Below are 15,746 nucleotides of genomic sequence, written 5' to 3' on the forward strand. Positions count from 1 at the left end.
GGATAGACGGTGGACACTTTGGCCGATCCGCGCCGGCTTGCCGCCCTCGGATTAACCGACCCCGGCTGGCGCCGCGCTGACGTCGCCGGCTCGTCACGCGCCCCGCTGGACAGAGCCGCTTGGCCGGCGCTCCGTTGAGGTGAACGCGTTATGTGGGCATCCGCCGGGCTAGATCGCGGGATCCTCATCCGTTTTCTTGCCGCTCAAACCATATTCCCGTAATTTATTGGCAATGGCGGTATGAGATACCCCCAGCCGTTTCGCCAATTTGCGGGTACTGGGATAGGCACCATAGAGGCGCGTCAACACGGAACGCTCGAACCGTTTGCTGATGTCATCCAGCGAACCGTCCAAGAGATCGTCCGTCAACGTCAGCGCCTGGCTGAAGTCGGGCAGGTCAATATCCTCGGCGCATAATGTCGCCCCTTCCCGCTGCGCCATGGCGCGATACAGCGCATTTTTCAACTGTCGCACGTTGCCCGGCCAGGGATAAAGCGTCAACGTGGCGGCCAGATCCGGCGCCAAACGCGGCAGCGCCACCCCTTGTTCGTCGCAGAAACGGGCGACGAACATCGATGCCAGCGGCATGATATCTTCGGGGCGCTCGCGCAACGGCGGGATAGTCAAGGTGAGCACATTCAGGCGATAATACAAGTCTTCGCGGAAATGGCCGTCCCGTACCAGCTCCAGAAGATTTTTCTGCGTGGTGCAAATGACCCGCACATCCACGTGCATTTCCTTGTCTTCCCCCACGCGCCGGAAGGTGCCGTCATTGAGAAAGCGCAATAACTTATTTTGCATGCGCGGCGACATTTCCGCTATCTCATCCAACAGCACCGACCCGCCGTCCGCCTGTTCAAAAAAGCCTCTTTTACTCTCGAGCGCGTTGGGATAAGCGCCGGCGGCATGGCCAAACAGCTCGCTTTCGGCCACTTCGTCGGGCAAGGCGGCACAATTGAGCGCCAAAAAGGGCTTACGGCCACGGGCGCTGCGCAGATGGCAGGCGTGCGCTAACAAATCTTTACCGGTACCGGTTTCGCCCATGATCAGCAGCGGCGCGCCCAGCATCGCCAGCTTTCGGGCGTGATTGATAACCTGGCGCATACGCTCGCTGCTGGCCAGCAGGTGACTGAACGCGCTGTCGTCGTGAACGGAATGGTCTTTTAATTGCCGGTCCATGCGCACCGCCGATTTCAACATGACCACACCGCCGACGGTGGCGATATTGCCGTCGTCCCCCGGCAATTGCACGGGGGTGATATCCAGCAGGAAATCCTGACCGGCAATCACGACCCGTTCGGCGGCCGGCTGCGGCCGGGCATCCTCCAGCCACCGATTGAAATCAAAACCGCCCACCAGCGAGGATACAGACTGGCCGGCGAGTTTCTCTTCGCTGAGATTGAACAAGAGCGCCGCCGCCGGGTTGGACAGTGCGACCCGACCTTTGAGATCGATAGACAATACGGCTTCCGGCATGGCGGCAAGAATGGCCTGCATCGCGCGCGAGTCGCGTTCGGTGGGCACAAAAGCGACGGTACGCACATCGGTCACGCCGTCTATCCGGCGAATCTCCGCCATCAATGAGCGGAACACATCGAATTCCAACTGCGTAAAATTAAGATAAACGCGCCCGGCGGCGACGACCCCGATGCCGCGCAAATTGATTGTACGCGACACCAGTAAATCCAATATTTCCCGCACCAGGCCCAAACGGTCCTGACAAGCTACTTCTAAACGCATGTATTGCCTCGCTCAAGCGATCAGGTGTTTGGGGGATATCATACTGGCCATTGCGCCGCGGTTGAAGCTGTCTGTCAGCAAAAGTTGACAGCCTGGACACTAAACCATCCATTTATCGGTCAGCCGGCGGAGGAACGCTTGTCCAACGCGGATTTTAACTGGCCCACCAATTCGCGGTGGAACTCACCGAGGCGCGGTTTTTCACCGGGCAACCACGGTAGCGGCCGGCACAGTTCCATTGCCTTCAGCCCCAGCCGGGCCGTCAGCAACCCTGCCCCCATTCCCTGCGCGGCGCGGGCAGAGAGCCGGGCCGTGAGATCTTGGGATACCGAGTCCATACCGATTTCCCGTACCCATTCGCTAATACCGGCAAAAGCGATATTCACCAGCACCAGCCGGAACAGCCGGATGCGGCTGAAATAACCCAACTCAATACCGTAAAGCGCGGCTATACGGTTCACCAAGCGGAAATTACGCCAAGCGATAAAGCTCATGTCCACCAGCGCCAGCGGGCTAACGGCGACCAACAGCGTCGATTCCGCCGCAAATCGGCTGATAGTGAGCCGCACCTGGCGGTCAATGACCGGCTGGACCAATCTGGCGTAAAGCGCCACCACTTCCCGATCGCTCTGGCTATCGTGCAGCGCGGCCTGCCAGCGTTGCAGCGCGGGATGATCGGCGTCGATGCCCGCCTGGGCGGCAAGCCGCTGGCAAAACGCCCGCCCCTCGCCTAACGCATGGCTTTTTAGCAGGTCCGCCGCATGATCGCGTAGCGTCACCCTTTCGCGCAGGCGGTAAAGCCTGCGCCATTCGCCGCAAATCGCGCCGAGGGCCGCCAGCACGATGATGCCACCGGCTGTGAGCGCACCCAGGCTGAACCACTGCTGCTGCCAGGCGGTTACGAAAGCGCCGATGCCCTGCGCGACGCTGCTGAGCGCCAATAGGCCTACACCCGCCACCACCATCCGCCGCCACAGGTTGCGTTTTAGCGTCAACGCGTGGGTGAGCAGCGCCTCAGGCTTGCCGGTGTCGTCTTCCGCTACCTCCGAAGGATGGGGCACAAACCCCTCGCTGTCGGCGTGAGTAAAGTGCCTGGCGGCGCGCAGGCGCAGCGCCTCAGGCTCGTTCAGCGGCGAATCAAAATCAATACGCGGTCGGATAGGATCGGTCATCGTAATTTATCCCCCAGCAAAAACTCCATGACGGCATCCATGCGAATATGCGGTAACGGGGCGTCGCTCTCACGCGCCTACGGATGGAAGGCCTCGAACTGAAACTGCTGGTGTTGCCAAAAGGCGGGTCCCGGTAAGCGTGCCGGCACCTCTCCCGGATAAAACGTGAGCGGCGCTCCGTCCTCCAGCCGATCTCCTTTGAGCGCCGGCAGGCTTTGTCCCTGATGCATCACCGCGCCATTAAGCGTGGACTGAATCGCCACCACCCCGGCGCAATCCATACTGATGCCCTCAAAAGCGGCATTTTGCCAGGCGTCTTTCACCAACTGCTGCAACAGCGAGACCAGATTGGCGTGCTGATCGGCGGTCACATGATCCGCTTTGCTCGCGGCAAACATCAACTTATCAATACAGGGGGGAAATAGCCGGCGATACAGACTACGCTTGCCGTAATGAAAGCTGCGCATCAATTGCGTCAGCGCCAGACGCATGTCGTTAAAGGCATCGGGCCCCCGGTTGAGCGCCGCAATACCTTCATCGTAAGTAAAACGTGACAACCCCAGGTTACGCTGAGGCACCCGCCGCACGCCCAGCAGCCGGCCTTCGCGGGCCACATTGAACAACGGCAGGCGTGCGCCATGATTAGCCATAAGCAGCTGATTGACGAGCGAAGTAATAAACGTGGTCTTACCGCTACGGCTCAGGCCGGTCACCGACAGCCGCAGGTGCCGGTCAAGCCCGCGATTCACCAGCGCATTAAATTCGGTTTGCAGTATTTTCATCGGCGGTTTCCCTTTGCTCTTCCCTGTTTCTTCACGTCACGGCGTGCAGCTATTGTAGCGGAAACCGCAATGCCGTTCGCTTTTTTTGCCCGCCGTTGCGCGCCTTGAAACCCACGGCGCCGAGGCCAGCCCCAACGCGCGCCCTCTTCCGCTTAGCTCATCACTCCCCGCCTTGCAGGGAACGCCAGCCTGTCCGCAAGGCGTGGCGTCTGATCCCAGGGCTCAGCCGCCTGCGCCAGTAGCATCGATAAGACATTAGAAGGGAGGGATAGACGGTGCGCTTTAGGGGACCGGCGCAAGCCGCATCACCGCGGTGCGGTCGGGGACGCTCGATGCTCAACGGCGGCGAAACGGCCTGCCCGAGGTGGTACCACGACCGGCGGCGGGCGGCGGGATATACGGGCCAACAGCCGGGCGCTTACGGCGGCGGGGACTCGGCTCAACAACGCCAGCAGAAGAAAACGGACGAGCGCAATCATAGCTGACGAAACCGGTTACGCAGGCTAAAAGCCGGCGACGTGACATACTGTTCCACGCGGCGAGCCTGTTTAGAAATTTGTGTATTTGCCTGATTTTGATATGTTCAATCCAACATCAAAAACAGGTTAATTTATGGACGAAAAACAGTTGCAGGCTCTGGCTAACGAACTGGCCAAAAATCTCAAAACCCCTGAAGATCTCAGTCACTTCGATCGGCTGCTGAAAAAAATTAGCGTCGAAGCAGCTCTCAATGCCGAAATGATCCATCACCTCGGCTACGATAAAAATCAGCCTAAACCGGGGACCAACGCCCGCAACGGCTATTCCACAAAAACCGTTACCACTGGCGATGGCCCGCTGGCGCTGCGTACTCCGCGCGATCGTGACGGTTCCTTTGAACCGCAACTGGTGAAGAAGAACCAGACCCGGATTACCGGGATGGATAACCAGATTTTATCGTTGTACGCCAAAGGGATGACCACCCGCGAGATCGCCGCCGCGTTCAAAGAGCTGTATGACGCCGATGTCTCGCCGGCGCTGGTCTCAAAGGTCACCGATGCGGTCATGGAGCAGGTTGTCGAATGGCAAAACCGGCCTCTGGATGCAGTCTATCCCATTGTTTATCTTGACTGTATCGTTCTAAAAGTCCGGCAGGACAGCCGCATCATCAACAAATCTGTGTTCCTGGCGCTGGGCATCAACATCGAAGGCCAGAAAGAGTTGCTAGGTATGTGGCTGGCCGAAAATGAAGGCGCAAAGTTCTGGCTGAACGTGCTGACAGAGCTGAAAAACCGCGGCCTGAACGATATCCTTATCGCCTGCGTAGACGGGCTGAAAGGTTTCCCTGACGCTATTAACGCGGTGTATCCGGAGGCGCGGCTCCAGCTGTGTATCGTACATATGGTGCGCAACAGCCTGCGGTTCGTCTCCTGGAAGGACTACAAGGCCGTCACCCGCGACCTGAAAGCTATCTATCAGGCCCCTACGGAAGAAGCCGGCTTGCAGGCGCTGGAAGCGTTCTCCAGTGCCTGGGACATCCGCTACCCGCAAATAAGTCGAAGCTGGCAGGCAAACTGGGCCAATCTGGCCACGTTCTTTGCCTACCCAACGGGCATCCGCAAGGTGATCTACACGACCAACGCCATCGAGTCGTTAAACAGCGTGATCCGGCATGCCATCAAAAAGCGCAAGGTGTTCCCGACCGACGCCGCAGTGAAAAAGGTGGTGGGGCTGGCGATATAGGCGGCCTCACAGAAATGGACAATGCCTTTGAGGGACTGGCGCATGGCAATGAGCCGCTTTATTTAGTAGCTGTTTTCTGTGCCGCCTTCGGCACCGGAGCGGAAAACGGTGAATTTGCGCGTGTAGTGAAAGGCCTCCGGCGCAGCAACATCGGCGTCAAAGCTATACAACACCCCGCGTTTGCTGCCGTTGATTTCCACCCGGCGACTGTGAATGGTCAGCTCGTCGCGCAGTTTTTCGATAGCCTGTGGCGCACGGATAAGCAGCAGCCGAAACGGCAATTCGTAGCTCGTCACATACGGCAGGCTGTGCAGCGCCAGTCTGACGCGGGCAATTTCCCCGGCGTGCTGTTGCTGCACGATGAGCCACTGCTTGGCCTGATGCGGGGTTTCGCTGACCTGACCCTGTACACGATTCTGTGTAAATGCCTTTTCTCAGAAGTGACCGTCCAGGCGGTCACCGAACTCGATAATAAAGCGGCTCATTGCCATGCGCCAGTCCCTCAAAGGCATTGTCCATTTCTGTGAGGCCGCCTGTATCGCCAGCCACACCACCTTTTTCACTGCGTCGTCGGTCGGGAACACCTTGCGCTTTTTGATGGCATGCCGGATCACGCTGTTTAACGACTCGATGGCGTTGGTCGTGTAGATCACCTTGCGGATGTCCGTTGGGTAGGCAAAGAACGTGGCCAGATTGGCCCAGTTTGCCTGCCAGCTTCGACTTATTTGCGGGTAGCGGATGTCCCAGGCACTGGAGAACGCTTCCAGCGCCTGCAAGCCGGCTTCTTCCGTAGGGGCCTGATAGATAGCTTTCAGGTCGCGGGTGACGGCCTTGTAGTCCTTCCAGGAGACGAACCGCAGGCTGTTGCGCACCATATGTACGATACACAGCTGGAGCCGCGCCTCCGGATACACCGCGTTAATAGCGTCAGGGAAACCTTTCAGCCCGTCTACGCAGGCGATAAGGATATCGTTCAGGCCGCGGTTTTTCAGCTCTGTCAGCACGTTCAGCCAGAACTTTGCGCCTTCATTTTCGGCCAGCCACATACCTAGCAACTCTTTCTGGCCTTCGATGTTGATGCCCAGCGCCAGGAACACAGATTTGTTGATGATGCGGCTGTCCTGCCGGACTTTTAGAACGATACAGTCAAGATAAACAATGGGATAGACTGCATCCAGAGGCCGGTTTTGCCATTCGACAACCTGCTCCATGACCGCATCGGTAACCTTTGAGACCAGCGCCGGCGAGACATCGGCGTCATACAGCTCTTTGAACGCGGCGGCGATCTCGCGGGTGGTCATCCCTTTGGCGTACAACGATAAAATCTGGTTATCCATCCCGGTAATCCGGGTCTGGTTCTTCTTCACCAGTTGCGGTTCAAAGGAACCGTCACGATCGCGCGAAGTACGCAGCGCCAGCGGGCCATCGCCAGTGGTAACGGTTTTTGTGGAATAGCCGTTGCGGGCGTTGGTCCCCGGTTTAGGCTAATTTTTATCGTAGCCGAGGTGATGGGTCATTTCGGCATTGAGAGCTGCTTCGACGCTGATTTTTTTCAGCAGCCGATCGAAGTGACTGAGATCTTCAGGGGTTTTGAGATTTTTGGCCAGTTCGTTAGCCAGAGCCTGCAACTGTTTTTCGTCCATAAATTAACCTGTTTTTGATGTTGGATTGAACATATCAAAATCAGGCAAATACACAAATTTCTAAACAGGCTCTTTAACTATATAAAATATAAATGCATTGAGTATGTTTATCAACAAAATCGTTAATTGAAACTGTTTAAACGGCTTTCAAACTTACTCAAACCACGGCCAATCCAGTCCAGAATATAGTGCAAAAAACTCATTTTTCGCTCATTTTTTGCGACGAGTCCAAAATCCTTAAAATGGCTGTAAGCCGCGCCAGTAAAGGGCTTCCGGCTAATCCACCGTTCCCCCTGAGAGTCCAGAAATGCTTGCCACCCCACATAGACGGTGAAAGGCGTAGAGTGAAGGTCCAAAACTCTGCGCGCAGGGCGCGAAAAGTCCGAGGCGCTAGCGCTCAGGCAGATAAAAACGCTAAACGACAAAGAGATCGCTGACAGTTATTGAATATGATTGCTATTTGCATTTAAACTTTTCCCTCAACCACGACTTCAATGATATGGCGTTAACTATTTTGAATCAGACTCATCGCTTTTCCTGGCCGTTTATTGCGTCTGCCGGATTACACGCCTCTTTGGTCGCAGGATTACTTTATGCCACGGTCCCGCCGATGAGTTTACCTTCCGCCGTCGAGCAGCCCATGACCGTTATGCTGGTGGCGCCCGAACCGCAGCAGGCGCCGCCGGTTGAGCAACCGCCCGATCCGCAACCTGTGGCGCCGGAGCCGGAAGTTGCGCCGCAGCCCGTTCCTGAGCCGGAACCCGAACCTGTACCCGAGCCTCCGGCGCCGGTACAGGTGCCCAAACCCGTGCCGAAGCCCAAGCCAAAACCCAAACCCGAGCGGCACCGGGAGATCAAGCCGCGGACGCCAAAACCCGAGACGCGCCCGGCATCGCCCGCCCCCAGCGCGCCGCGGGCGACGTTTCGCACCGACCCTATTTATCCTCCGCGGGCCAGTGCGTTAGGGATTGAGGGCCGTGTTAGTGTGATGTATGACGTTGATGCCGAGGGTCGGGTGGAAAATATACGTATCGTTTCGGCCCAGCCGCGCAATATGTTCGAGCGCGGTATTCGTTTAGCGATGCGCCGCTGGACCTATGAGACCGGCAAGCCCACCGCTAATATGACGGTCAATTTCCAATTTGATATTAAGGGCGTCAGCAGCGGCGAATAGCGGGACGGGGCCGGCGCTAGGCCGGCTGTCCGCGGTCATTGTAGGGGGCCGGATGAACGGCCATATTGCCGCTGGCGCACGGCGAGCAAGGTGCAAATGAAGGTGCGGCCAACGGCAGGTGCCTTCGCGTTAAGAGAGGATGTAACGGCGGGTAAACAGGCCGGCACCGGCGCAGCCGCCGAACGAAAGGGGCTTAAGGGCGCCGTTGAGCTAGCGCTTGTCCGGCGGCAGCGGCTGGGGTTTGCCGCTGTTATCCACCGCGACGTAGGTAAACACCGCCTCGGTAGCCCGGTAGCGCTGGCCGATGGGCTCCGATGACACTTTTTTCACCCATACCTCGATATTGATGGTCAACGAACTGGTCCCCGTTTTCAGACATTGGGCATAGCAACAGATGACATCGCCCACCGCCACCGGTTTTAAAAACGTCATGCCGTCGACGCGCACCGTCACGACCCGGCTCTGCGCCAGCTCTCTCGCCAAAATAGCGCCGCCAATATCCATTTGCGACATCAGCCAGCCGCCAAAAATATCGCCGTTGGCATTGGTGTCAGCCGGCATGGCCAGCGTGCGCAGCACCATTTCGCCGCTGGGCGGCTTAATCACTTCGCTCATCATCACTCCCGCTTAACATCACCCGCGCCAAAGGCGCAGGATTAATGGGTATTATTATTGCGTTCATCCTCCGCCATATGGCGGTAGATATAAATTCCGCTGAGCAGTGTAAACACCAGCGTCAGGCCGGTGAGGCCAAAAACCTTGAAATTCACCCAAACGCTCTGTGGTAGCCAGAACGCGATATAAATATTCGCCGCGCCGCAGGCAAGGAAGAACACCGCCCAGGCGATATTCAAATTGTTCCAAACCCGCGCCGGGAGTTGGATCTCTTTATCCAGCATACGTTGAATGAGGGGCTTGCCGAGGACGAATTGGCTAATCAGCAGTGCCGCGGCGAACAGCGTATAGATTACCGTCACCTTCCACTTGATGAATTCCGCGTTGTGATAGTAAAGCGTCAACGAGCCGAATATCGCCACCAGTACGAAGGTAATCAGGGCGACCTTTTCTACTTTGTGATAGCGCAGCCAGGTATAAACCAATACCAGCGCGGAGGCGACTATCAATGCGCCAGAGGCGTAGTAGATGTCGTACAGTTTGTAGACAATAGAAAACACCACTAAGGGCAGGAAATCAAGAAACTGCTTCATAACAAAGTCCACCGGTAAAGAGGGTAAACGCCGCCATCAGGCCTGCCGCAACAACATATACAGACGATAAAGATAGATTAGCAGCAGAGCGGAAATAAGATTGCTCAGACCATTTAATAATACCGCCGCCACCAGCGATGACACCAGCGTGAACTGGGTCGCCAACAGAAGCACCGCTGCTTTAGCCAACAGCCAGAACAGCACCGCCGGCGCCAGCAGCCGAAGATTGGCAAACGCCAGACTGGCGCTCAGGTGCATGGATTTAATGGTGCCCAGATTATCGCTGGTGGCAATGACCGGCGCCAGGCTAAAAGCGATGGCCAGCAGGATACCCGGTACGATAATTAGCAACAGACCTAACTGCACCAGCAACGTCGTGAGAAAAATAAGCAGCAGCAGGCGCGGCAACAGCGGCGCCGACAGGCCGATCGCGCGCAATACGCTGACGGGCTGGCGATTGGATACCAGGCGAATCATGGTCAGCAATCCCCCAGCCAGCAGGACGTTGCCGACCAGACCGGCCAGGGTGCCGGCGGCGGAGGCTTTCAGCAACACGCGCTGCTGCTCGACCGACATCTGCTGTACCAACTGCTGCAGGCTCATATCGGCAGTGTCGCCCATATGGGTACCGTTGCTCAGCGTCATCAGCAGCTGCTCGCTGCCCGGGGACAGCGCATGTCCCAGCACTACGCTTATCAGCGCCGTCAGCAGCGCCAACAGCACGATACTGGCAAACTGATTACGGAAAAAATTCAGCATGTCGCGGTACAGGGTACTTGCCATAATTGGCATGGGGGCTCCTTGGCAAAACAATCAATAAATAGGCTAGCCCGCTATTCTACCCTGTTAATCCACGGCTTGGCACCCTAATGCATCATCCCGGGGCGAGTGCGGCATGATAATCTCCCACTGCGCCGCCGGTCGCGCCAAGGGCGGTAAGCCATAGTGCGCCCGAGCGCGATCGCACGCGGCGTTCGCCAGGCCCTCTTCGCCGCTCATGCGGAACTCGCGGCAGGGTGACGGGCGCGAGGCATAGATGGCGCCGCTCACGCTATAGCCGATTTGTCCCAGCAGCGCGCGGCAGTGCGGCGGGCGATCGTTGCTGCCCGCCATACAGCGTAAAAAAGGCGTGAGCGGTTCCGTTAACGCCGCAGGCACCCGGCCGGCGCCGTCATCCGCCTCGGCCCAGTAAAAAGACACGCGAAAGAGCGCGCAGCAGGCGCCGCAGGACATGCAGGGGTTGCCATCATTGTTCATGCTGTTATCCACCGAGGCCACAACGTTGAACCCGAACTGACACACTCGCAAACTACCCAGCCCGCCGCCTGAAAGCAACAGAAATGACTTATCACCGCTTTTTTTGCTGTTGTTGCCGTTCCGTTGATATGGATCAACCCGTAAATAGTAGGGGAATTGATATAACGCTTGTTATCGGTGATACATATCAATTCGCCTCTACGCCACCGAGAGTTCGGAAGGTGATAAGGATCAAATTCACCCCTAATGGTAAGCAAAATAGCAATGGAGCAGGGTATGAAAACAACCGTTTTGGCCGCGTCCGTGGCCGCTATTCTTTTTAGTCAACCCGTATTCGCACACCAGGACGGTGATTTTATCGCCCGTGCCGGCAGTATTACCGTCCGGCCCAGCGAGAGTTCGGATAATGTGTTGGGGCTGGGCGAGTTCAATGTCAGCAATAACACGCAACTGGGGCTGATCTTTGGTTATATGATCACCGATAATATCGGTGTCGAGTTGTTGGCGGCGACGCCGTTCAGTCACCGCGTCGGGCTTAACAGCACCGGCAATATCGCCAAGGTCAAACAATTGCCGCCAAGCTTGATGGCGCAATATTATTTTGGCGATACCCAAGACAAACTGCGGCCCTATATCGGTATCGGCGTGAACTACACCACCTTTTATGATGCCCATTTCAATCAGAAGGGCGAGGATCTCGGCTTAAGCGATTTGAGCGTGAAGCATTCCTGGGGTCTGGCCGGGCAGGTGCTGGTTCCGGTCATATCCGATCACTGATTCCGATTTCACCCGATCATTAATTCTGATTTCATCCGATCACTGATTCCGGTCGCCCGATCAGCGATTCCGATTCTGTCCGATCGCTCATCTTCTGTTCCGCCATACTCTGGAGACTTTTAGCTTCCGGGGGCATGACATGGCACGTAAAAAGAAGAAAGCGAGAACGGAAATGTGCATCTATATTAATGTCTTACGTATGAAATTCGAGCAGCGTCGCTCGAATCGCACTATCGCAGCAGCTCTCGGCATAGGCTGTACTACCGTGCACGATATCCTCGGCCGATTCACGGTAGCTAACCTGGTCTGGCCATTGCCGGCGGAACTGTCCCCCGTCGACCTCGACCGCCTGCTCTATCCCGGCAAATCCGGAAAAGTTATCAATACCTTACCCAGCTGGCTTGATATCGATACCGAGTTAAGCCGCAAGGGCATGACCAAGCAGCTGCTCTGGATGGAATATCAGTCCCCCGTGGGCGGTGATGCCCTCGGTTACTCACAGTTTTGTGCACTGTTCCGTGACTGGAAAAAGAAGCAGCGGCGTTCCATGCGCATGGAGCACAAGGCTGGCGAAAAGCTCTTCATCGACTTCTGTGGCCCCACCGTACCTATCGTCAACCCTGCGACCGGTAGCGTACGCCAGGTCGCTATCTTCGTCGCTGCCATGGGCGTGTCAGGCTATGCGTATATCGAAGCCTGCGAAGGCCAGGACATGGCATCGTGGCTCAACGCCAATAGCCGCTGCCTGCACTTCATGGGTGGGGTTCCGGAGCTGATGATACCTGATAATCTGCGCAGCGCTGTCAGCACCCCTGACCGCTATGAGCCGGTCATAAACCAGAGCTACCAGGCGCTGGCAAATCACTATGAGACAGTGGTGCTACCGGCGCGCCCGAGAAAACCGAAAGACAAGGCGAAGGCAGAATCAACTGTGCAGCTGGTAGAACGCTGGGTTTTGGCCCGGTTGCGTAAACGTAGGTTCTACTCGCTGACCGAACTCAACCAGGTGATACGAGAACTCAATCATGAGTTGAATTTGCGCCCGATGCGTCATTACGGCGGACAAAGTCGCCTTGAACGCTTCGAGCAGCTGGACAAACCGGCTTTTGGGCCTCTACCGCCCACACAATGGGAATACAGTGAGTATCTCGTTGCCCGAGTGGGACCTGATTACCACATAGACTACGGCAAAAACTGGTACTCGGTGCCGCATCCGCTGGTTGGCGCGCGCGTTGACGTCATCGCCACCCAACGGCTGGTGCAAATCCACCATAAGGGCGTCTGCGTGGCTACGCACCCTCGCAGCGATAACGCCCATAGGCACACGACTCAGGCGGCGCACATGCCGGCTAACCATAAGGGGCAGAGTCAGTGGCCGCCGGAAAGGCTGTGCAGTTGGGCGCTGTCGGTGAGTGTGTGCACACTGAAAGTGGTCGAGTCCATCCAAAAGAGCAAAGCCCATCCGGAGCAGGCTTACCGCTCCGTGCTGGGGCTACTCAATCTGCAATGGCGCTATGAGACGACGCGACTGGAGAAGGCCTGCGCGCTGGCGTTGGAGAAAGGGTGCATTAACCGCTCTTTCATAGCCAACGTATTGAAACACGGTCGTGAAAGTGAGGTCACCCAGGACGGAGCCGGCGTATCAATGCTGGTTCACGAAAACCTCCGAGGTCCGGACAGTTATCACTAAGGATAATAAATATGGATACACTGTTAATGGCTCTGCGAGAGCTGAAGTTGTCGGCAATGGTCCAGGCGTTGGAGACGCAACGCGAACTCCCGGGGAGTTATGGGGAGCTGGGGTTCGAGGAGCGGTTGTCGCTGATGGTAGAAGCGGAAAATTTGCATAGAAAAAACAACCATATATGCCGTCTGCGACGGCAATCGCAAATGCGCTTGCAGGCAAAACCGGAAGATATCCGCTATATCCCTAGCCGAGGAGTGACACCGGAACAGATGCGAGATCTGCTAGGGGGACAATATCTGAAATATCAGAAAAGCATACTCATCACGGGGCCAACAGGTACGGGCAAAACCTGGCTCAGTTGTGCGCTTGGTGAGCAGGCATGCCGGCAGCAATATAGCGTGCGTTACTGGCGAGTGGGTCGGTTGCTGGCCCATTTTCACCAGTGTCAGGTAGACGGGACCTATCTAAAACAGCTTAAGCAGTTAGAAAAAATAGAGTTACTGATCTTGGACGACGTGGGCCTAGAATCAATAAGTCCGATGCAGGCAACGATGCTGTTGGAGGTGATGGAAGATCGCTACGACAAAAGCAGCAGCATCCTGATCAGTCAACTGCCGGTGAAAAAATGGTATGGACTGATAGAAAACCCCACGACAGCTGACGCGTTACTCGATCGGTTAGTACACCCCAGCTATAGACTGGAACTTAAAGGCGAATCACTACGCAAAGAGCAAGGAGTAGCCAGCACAGGAAAAATAGACTAAACCCGAGTCAGAAGATGAGCGAACACGTGAACGAATATCACTGGAATGGGTGATCGGAAAATATCGGAATAACTGATCGGATGTCGCCGGAACAGCTGATCGGATACGTCGGCGCCTGGAGCCTGTTTAGAAATTTGTGTATTTGCCTGATTTTGATATGTTCAATCCAACATCAAAAACAGGTTAATTTATGGACGAAAAACAGTTGCAGGCTTTGGCTAACGAACTGGCCAAAAATCTCAAAACCCCTGAAGATCTCAGTCACTTCGATCGGCTGCTGAAAAAAATCAGCGTCGAAGCAGCTCTCAATGCCGAAATGACCCATCACCTCGGCTACGATAAAAATCAGCCTAAACCGGGGACCAACGCCCGCAACGGCTATTCCACAAAAACCGTTACCACTGGCGATGGCCCGCTGGCGCTGCGTACTCCGCGCGATCGTGACGGTTCCTTTGAACCGCAACTGGTGAAGAAGAACCAGACCCGGATTACCGGGATGGATAACCAGATTTTATCGTTGTACGCCAAAGGGATGACCACCCGCGAGATCGCCGCCGCGTTCAAAGAGCTGTATGACGCCGATGTCTCGCCGGCGCTGGTCTCAAAGGTCACCGATGCGGTCATGGAGCAGGTTGTCGAATGGCAAAACCGGCCTCTGGATGCAGTCTATCCCATTGTTTATCTTGATTGTATCGTTCTAAAAGTCCGGCAGGACAGCCGCATCATCAACAAATCTGTGTTCCTGGCGCTGGGCATCAACATCGAAGGCCAGAAAGAGTTGCTAGGTATGTGGCTGGCCGAAAATGAAGGCGCAAAGTTCTGGCTGAACGTGCTGACAGAGCTGAAAAACCGCGGCCTGAACGATATCCTTATCGCCTGCGTAGACGGACTGAAAGGTTTCCCTGACGCTATTAACGCGGTGTATCCGGAGGCGCGGCTCCAGCTGTGTATCGTACATATGGTGCGCAATAGCCTGCGGTTCGTCTCCTGGAAGGACTTCAAGGCCGTCACCCGCGACCTGAAAGCTATCTATCAGGCCCCTACGGAAGAAGCCGGCTTGCAGGCGCTGGAAGCGTTCTCCAGTGCCTGGGACATCCGCTACCCGCAAATAAGTCGAAGCTGGCAGGCAAACTGGGCCAATCTGGCCACGTTCTTTGCCTACCCAACGGACATCCGCAAGGTGATCTACACGACCAACGCCATCGAGTCGTTAAACAGCGTGATCCGGCATGCCATCAAAAAGCGCAAGGTGTTCCCGACCGACGACGCAGTGAAAAAGGTGGTGTGGCTGGCGATACAGGCGGCCTCACAGAAATGGACAATGCCTTTGAGGGACTGGCGCATGGCAATGAGCCGCTTTATTATCGAGTTCGGTGACCGCCTGGACGGTCACTTCTGAGAAAAGGCATTTACACAGAATCGTGTACAGGGTCCGGCGCCTGCGCGCGCCCGGATAACACCGCTAAACCTGACGTGGGTTATTTGATTTGCATATCGTTTTCCACCGACTTCACGCCGGCCACGCCGCGCGCGGCCTGAACCGCCAGGCTGGCTTCGGAGGCGGACCCCACAAAACCGCTTAACTGCACGCGGCCTTTGAAGGTTTCGACATTAATTTCCCGCGCTTTCAGGTGATCGTCGCGGACCAATTCCGATTTCACCTTCGCGGTGATAACCGTATCGTCAATATAGCCGCCGGTCCCCTCAGACTTTGCGGTTGGCGCTCAGCGCGAAGGCCAATAAAAGAGGGGTTAACAGGCTGGCGGCGACTTTCCACACGTTCATATTCTCTCCTTGATGGAATGCGTTGTCGTTATTTA

Annotated in this window: 11 protein-coding genes and 5 pseudogenes; 6 read left to right on the top strand and 10 right to left on the bottom strand. The window is 56.2% G+C overall.

The features are described 5' to 3' along the window. Nucleotides 1–168: 168 nt before the first annotated feature. The 3 genes and pseudogenes from tyrR to SOPEG_RS13460 form a co-directional block, all read right to left on the bottom strand. On the bottom strand, nucleotides 169–1,740 hold the full coding sequence (gene tyrR, locus SOPEG_RS13450) for a transcriptional regulator TyrR (RefSeq protein WP_025245738.1): 1,572 nt from the start codon (nucleotides 1,738–1,740) through the stop codon (nucleotides 169–171). Between the two features lie 119 nt (nucleotides 1,741–1,859). Beyond that, the gene (locus tag SOPEG_RS13455; RefSeq protein WP_025245739.1) at nucleotides 1,860–2,912 is read right to left on the bottom strand and encodes a YcjF family protein; all 1,053 of its coding nucleotides are present in this window, start codon (nucleotides 2,910–2,912) and stop codon (nucleotides 1,860–1,862) included. Next, nucleotides 2,909–3,694 (bottom strand): annotated as a pseudogene (locus SOPEG_RS13460) (YcjX family protein). The gene SOPEG_RS13455 and the pseudogene SOPEG_RS13460 overlap by 4 nt, the downstream one beginning before the upstream one ends. A gap of 612 nt (nucleotides 3,695–4,306) precedes the next feature. Between SOPEG_RS13460 and SOPEG_RS13465 the strand changes: the two are divergent. Next, nucleotides 4,307–5,482, top strand: a pseudogene (locus SOPEG_RS13465) (IS256 family transposase). Here the strand turns inward: SOPEG_RS13465 and SOPEG_RS13470 are convergent. Beyond that, complete coding sequence (locus SOPEG_RS13470) at nucleotides 5,479–5,775, bottom strand: hypothetical protein (RefSeq protein WP_051419720.1); 297 nt, start codon at nucleotides 5,773–5,775, stop codon at nucleotides 5,479–5,481. The pseudogene SOPEG_RS13465 and the gene SOPEG_RS13470 sit on opposite strands and share 4 nt — an antisense overlap. 75 nt (nucleotides 5,776–5,850) lie before the next feature. Next, nucleotides 5,851–7,059, bottom strand: a pseudogene (locus tag SOPEG_RS23080) (IS256-like element ISSoEn2 family transposase). 499 nt (nucleotides 7,060–7,558) lie between these two features. Between SOPEG_RS23080 and SOPEG_RS13480 the strand changes: the two are divergent. After that, the gene (locus tag SOPEG_RS13480) at nucleotides 7,559–8,233 is read left to right on the top strand and encodes an energy transducer TonB (RefSeq protein ID WP_038470169.1); all 675 of its coding nucleotides are present in this window, start codon (nucleotides 7,559–7,561) and stop codon (nucleotides 8,231–8,233) included. Between the two features lie 210 nt (nucleotides 8,234–8,443). Here SOPEG_RS13480 and yciA read toward each other — a convergent pair whose 3' ends face one another. The 4 genes from yciA to SOPEG_RS13500 are packed head-to-tail and all read right to left on the bottom strand — an operon-like array spanning nucleotide 8,444 to nucleotide 10,698. After that, entirely contained in the window at nucleotides 8,444–8,848 is a 405-nt protein-coding gene (gene yciA, locus SOPEG_RS13485; protein WP_025245742.1) for an acyl-CoA thioester hydrolase YciA, read from the bottom strand. Between the two features lie 41 nt (nucleotides 8,849–8,889). After that, a complete protein-coding gene (locus SOPEG_RS13490; RefSeq protein ID WP_025245743.1) occupies nucleotides 8,890–9,441 on the bottom strand; it encodes a septation protein A in 552 nt (183 codons plus the stop codon). Between the two features lie 36 nt (nucleotides 9,442–9,477). After that, complete coding sequence (locus SOPEG_RS13495; protein WP_025245744.1) at nucleotides 9,478–10,233, bottom strand: YciC family protein; 756 nt, start codon at nucleotides 10,231–10,233, stop codon at nucleotides 9,478–9,480. A gap of 54 nt (nucleotides 10,234–10,287) precedes the next feature. Further along, nucleotides 10,288–10,698: a YkgJ family cysteine cluster protein gene (locus SOPEG_RS13500; protein ID WP_025245745.1), complete on the bottom strand. Its 411-nt coding sequence runs from the start codon at nucleotides 10,696–10,698 to the stop codon at nucleotides 10,288–10,290. A gap of 276 nt (nucleotides 10,699–10,974) precedes the next feature. On the opposite strand from SOPEG_RS13500, the pseudogene SOPEG_RS13505 reads away from it, so the two are divergent. The 4 genes and pseudogenes from SOPEG_RS13505 to SOPEG_RS13520 all read left to right on the top strand — a co-directional run. Continuing rightward, nucleotides 10,975–11,448, top strand: a pseudogene (locus SOPEG_RS13505) (OmpW family outer membrane protein); the annotation flags it as partial. Between the two features lie 166 nt (nucleotides 11,449–11,614). Beyond that, complete coding sequence (gene istA / locus SOPEG_RS13510; RefSeq protein ID WP_025245746.1) at nucleotides 11,615–13,165, top strand: IS21 family transposase; 1,551 nt, start codon at nucleotides 11,615–11,617, stop codon at nucleotides 13,163–13,165. Nucleotides 13,166–13,176: 11 nt separating this feature from the next. Beyond that, a complete protein-coding gene (gene istB, locus SOPEG_RS13515; RefSeq protein WP_025245747.1) occupies nucleotides 13,177–13,926 on the top strand; it encodes an IS21-like element ISSoEn3 family helper ATPase IstB in 750 nt (249 codons plus the stop codon). A 190-nt stretch (nucleotides 13,927–14,116) separates the two neighbouring features. After that, nucleotides 14,117–15,325, top strand: a complete 1,209-nt coding sequence (locus SOPEG_RS13520; RefSeq protein ID WP_025245748.1) for an IS256-like element ISSoEn2 family transposase — start codon at nucleotides 14,117–14,119, stop codon at nucleotides 15,323–15,325. 79 nt (nucleotides 15,326–15,404) lie between these two features. On the opposite strand, the pseudogene SOPEG_RS13525 reads toward SOPEG_RS13520, so the two are convergent. After that, a pseudogene (locus SOPEG_RS13525) lies at nucleotides 15,405–15,650 on the bottom strand (BON domain-containing protein); the annotation flags it as partial. Between the last annotated feature and the right edge of the window lie 96 nt (nucleotides 15,651–15,746).

The organism is Candidatus Sodalis pierantonius str. SOPE (assembly GCF_000517405.1).
Taxonomy (GTDB): Bacteria; Pseudomonadota; Gammaproteobacteria; order Enterobacterales; family Enterobacteriaceae; genus Sodalis_C; species Sodalis_C pierantonii.

What these genes read in the sequence shown, in the direction of transcription:
- SOPEG_RS13490 (WP_025245743.1), bottom strand. Translation starts at nt 9,441, where the DNA reads ATGAAGCAGTTTCTTGATTTCCTGCCCTTAGTGGTGTTTTCTATTGTC.
- yciA (WP_025245742.1), bottom strand. Translation starts at nt 8,848, where the DNA reads ATGAGCGAAGTGATTAAGCCGCCCAGCGGCGAAATGGTGCTGCGCACG.
- SOPEG_RS13495 (WP_025245744.1), bottom strand. Translation starts at nt 10,233, where the DNA reads ATGCCAATTATGGCAAGTACCCTGTACCGCGACATGCTGAATTTTTTC.
- istA (WP_025245746.1), top strand. Translation starts at nt 11,615, where the DNA reads ATGGCACGTAAAAAGAAGAAAGCGAGAACGGAAATGTGCATCTATATT.
- SOPEG_RS13480 (WP_038470169.1), top strand. Translation starts at nt 7,559, where the DNA reads ATGGCGTTAACTATTTTGAATCAGACTCATCGCTTTTCCTGGCCGTTT.
- SOPEG_RS13455 (WP_025245739.1), bottom strand. Translation starts at nt 2,912, where the DNA reads ATGACCGATCCTATCCGACCGCGTATTGATTTTGATTCGCCGCTGAAC.
- SOPEG_RS13500 (WP_025245745.1), bottom strand. Translation starts at nt 10,698, where the DNA reads ATGAACAATGATGGCAACCCCTGCATGTCCTGCGGCGCCTGCTGCGCG.
- tyrR (WP_025245738.1), bottom strand. Translation starts at nt 1,740, where the DNA reads ATGCGTTTAGAAGTAGCTTGTCAGGACCGTTTGGGCCTGGTGCGGGAA.
- SOPEG_RS13520 (WP_025245748.1), top strand. Translation starts at nt 14,117, where the DNA reads ATGGACGAAAAACAGTTGCAGGCTTTGGCTAACGAACTGGCCAAAAAT.
- istB (WP_025245747.1), top strand. Translation starts at nt 13,177, where the DNA reads ATGGATACACTGTTAATGGCTCTGCGAGAGCTGAAGTTGTCGGCAATG.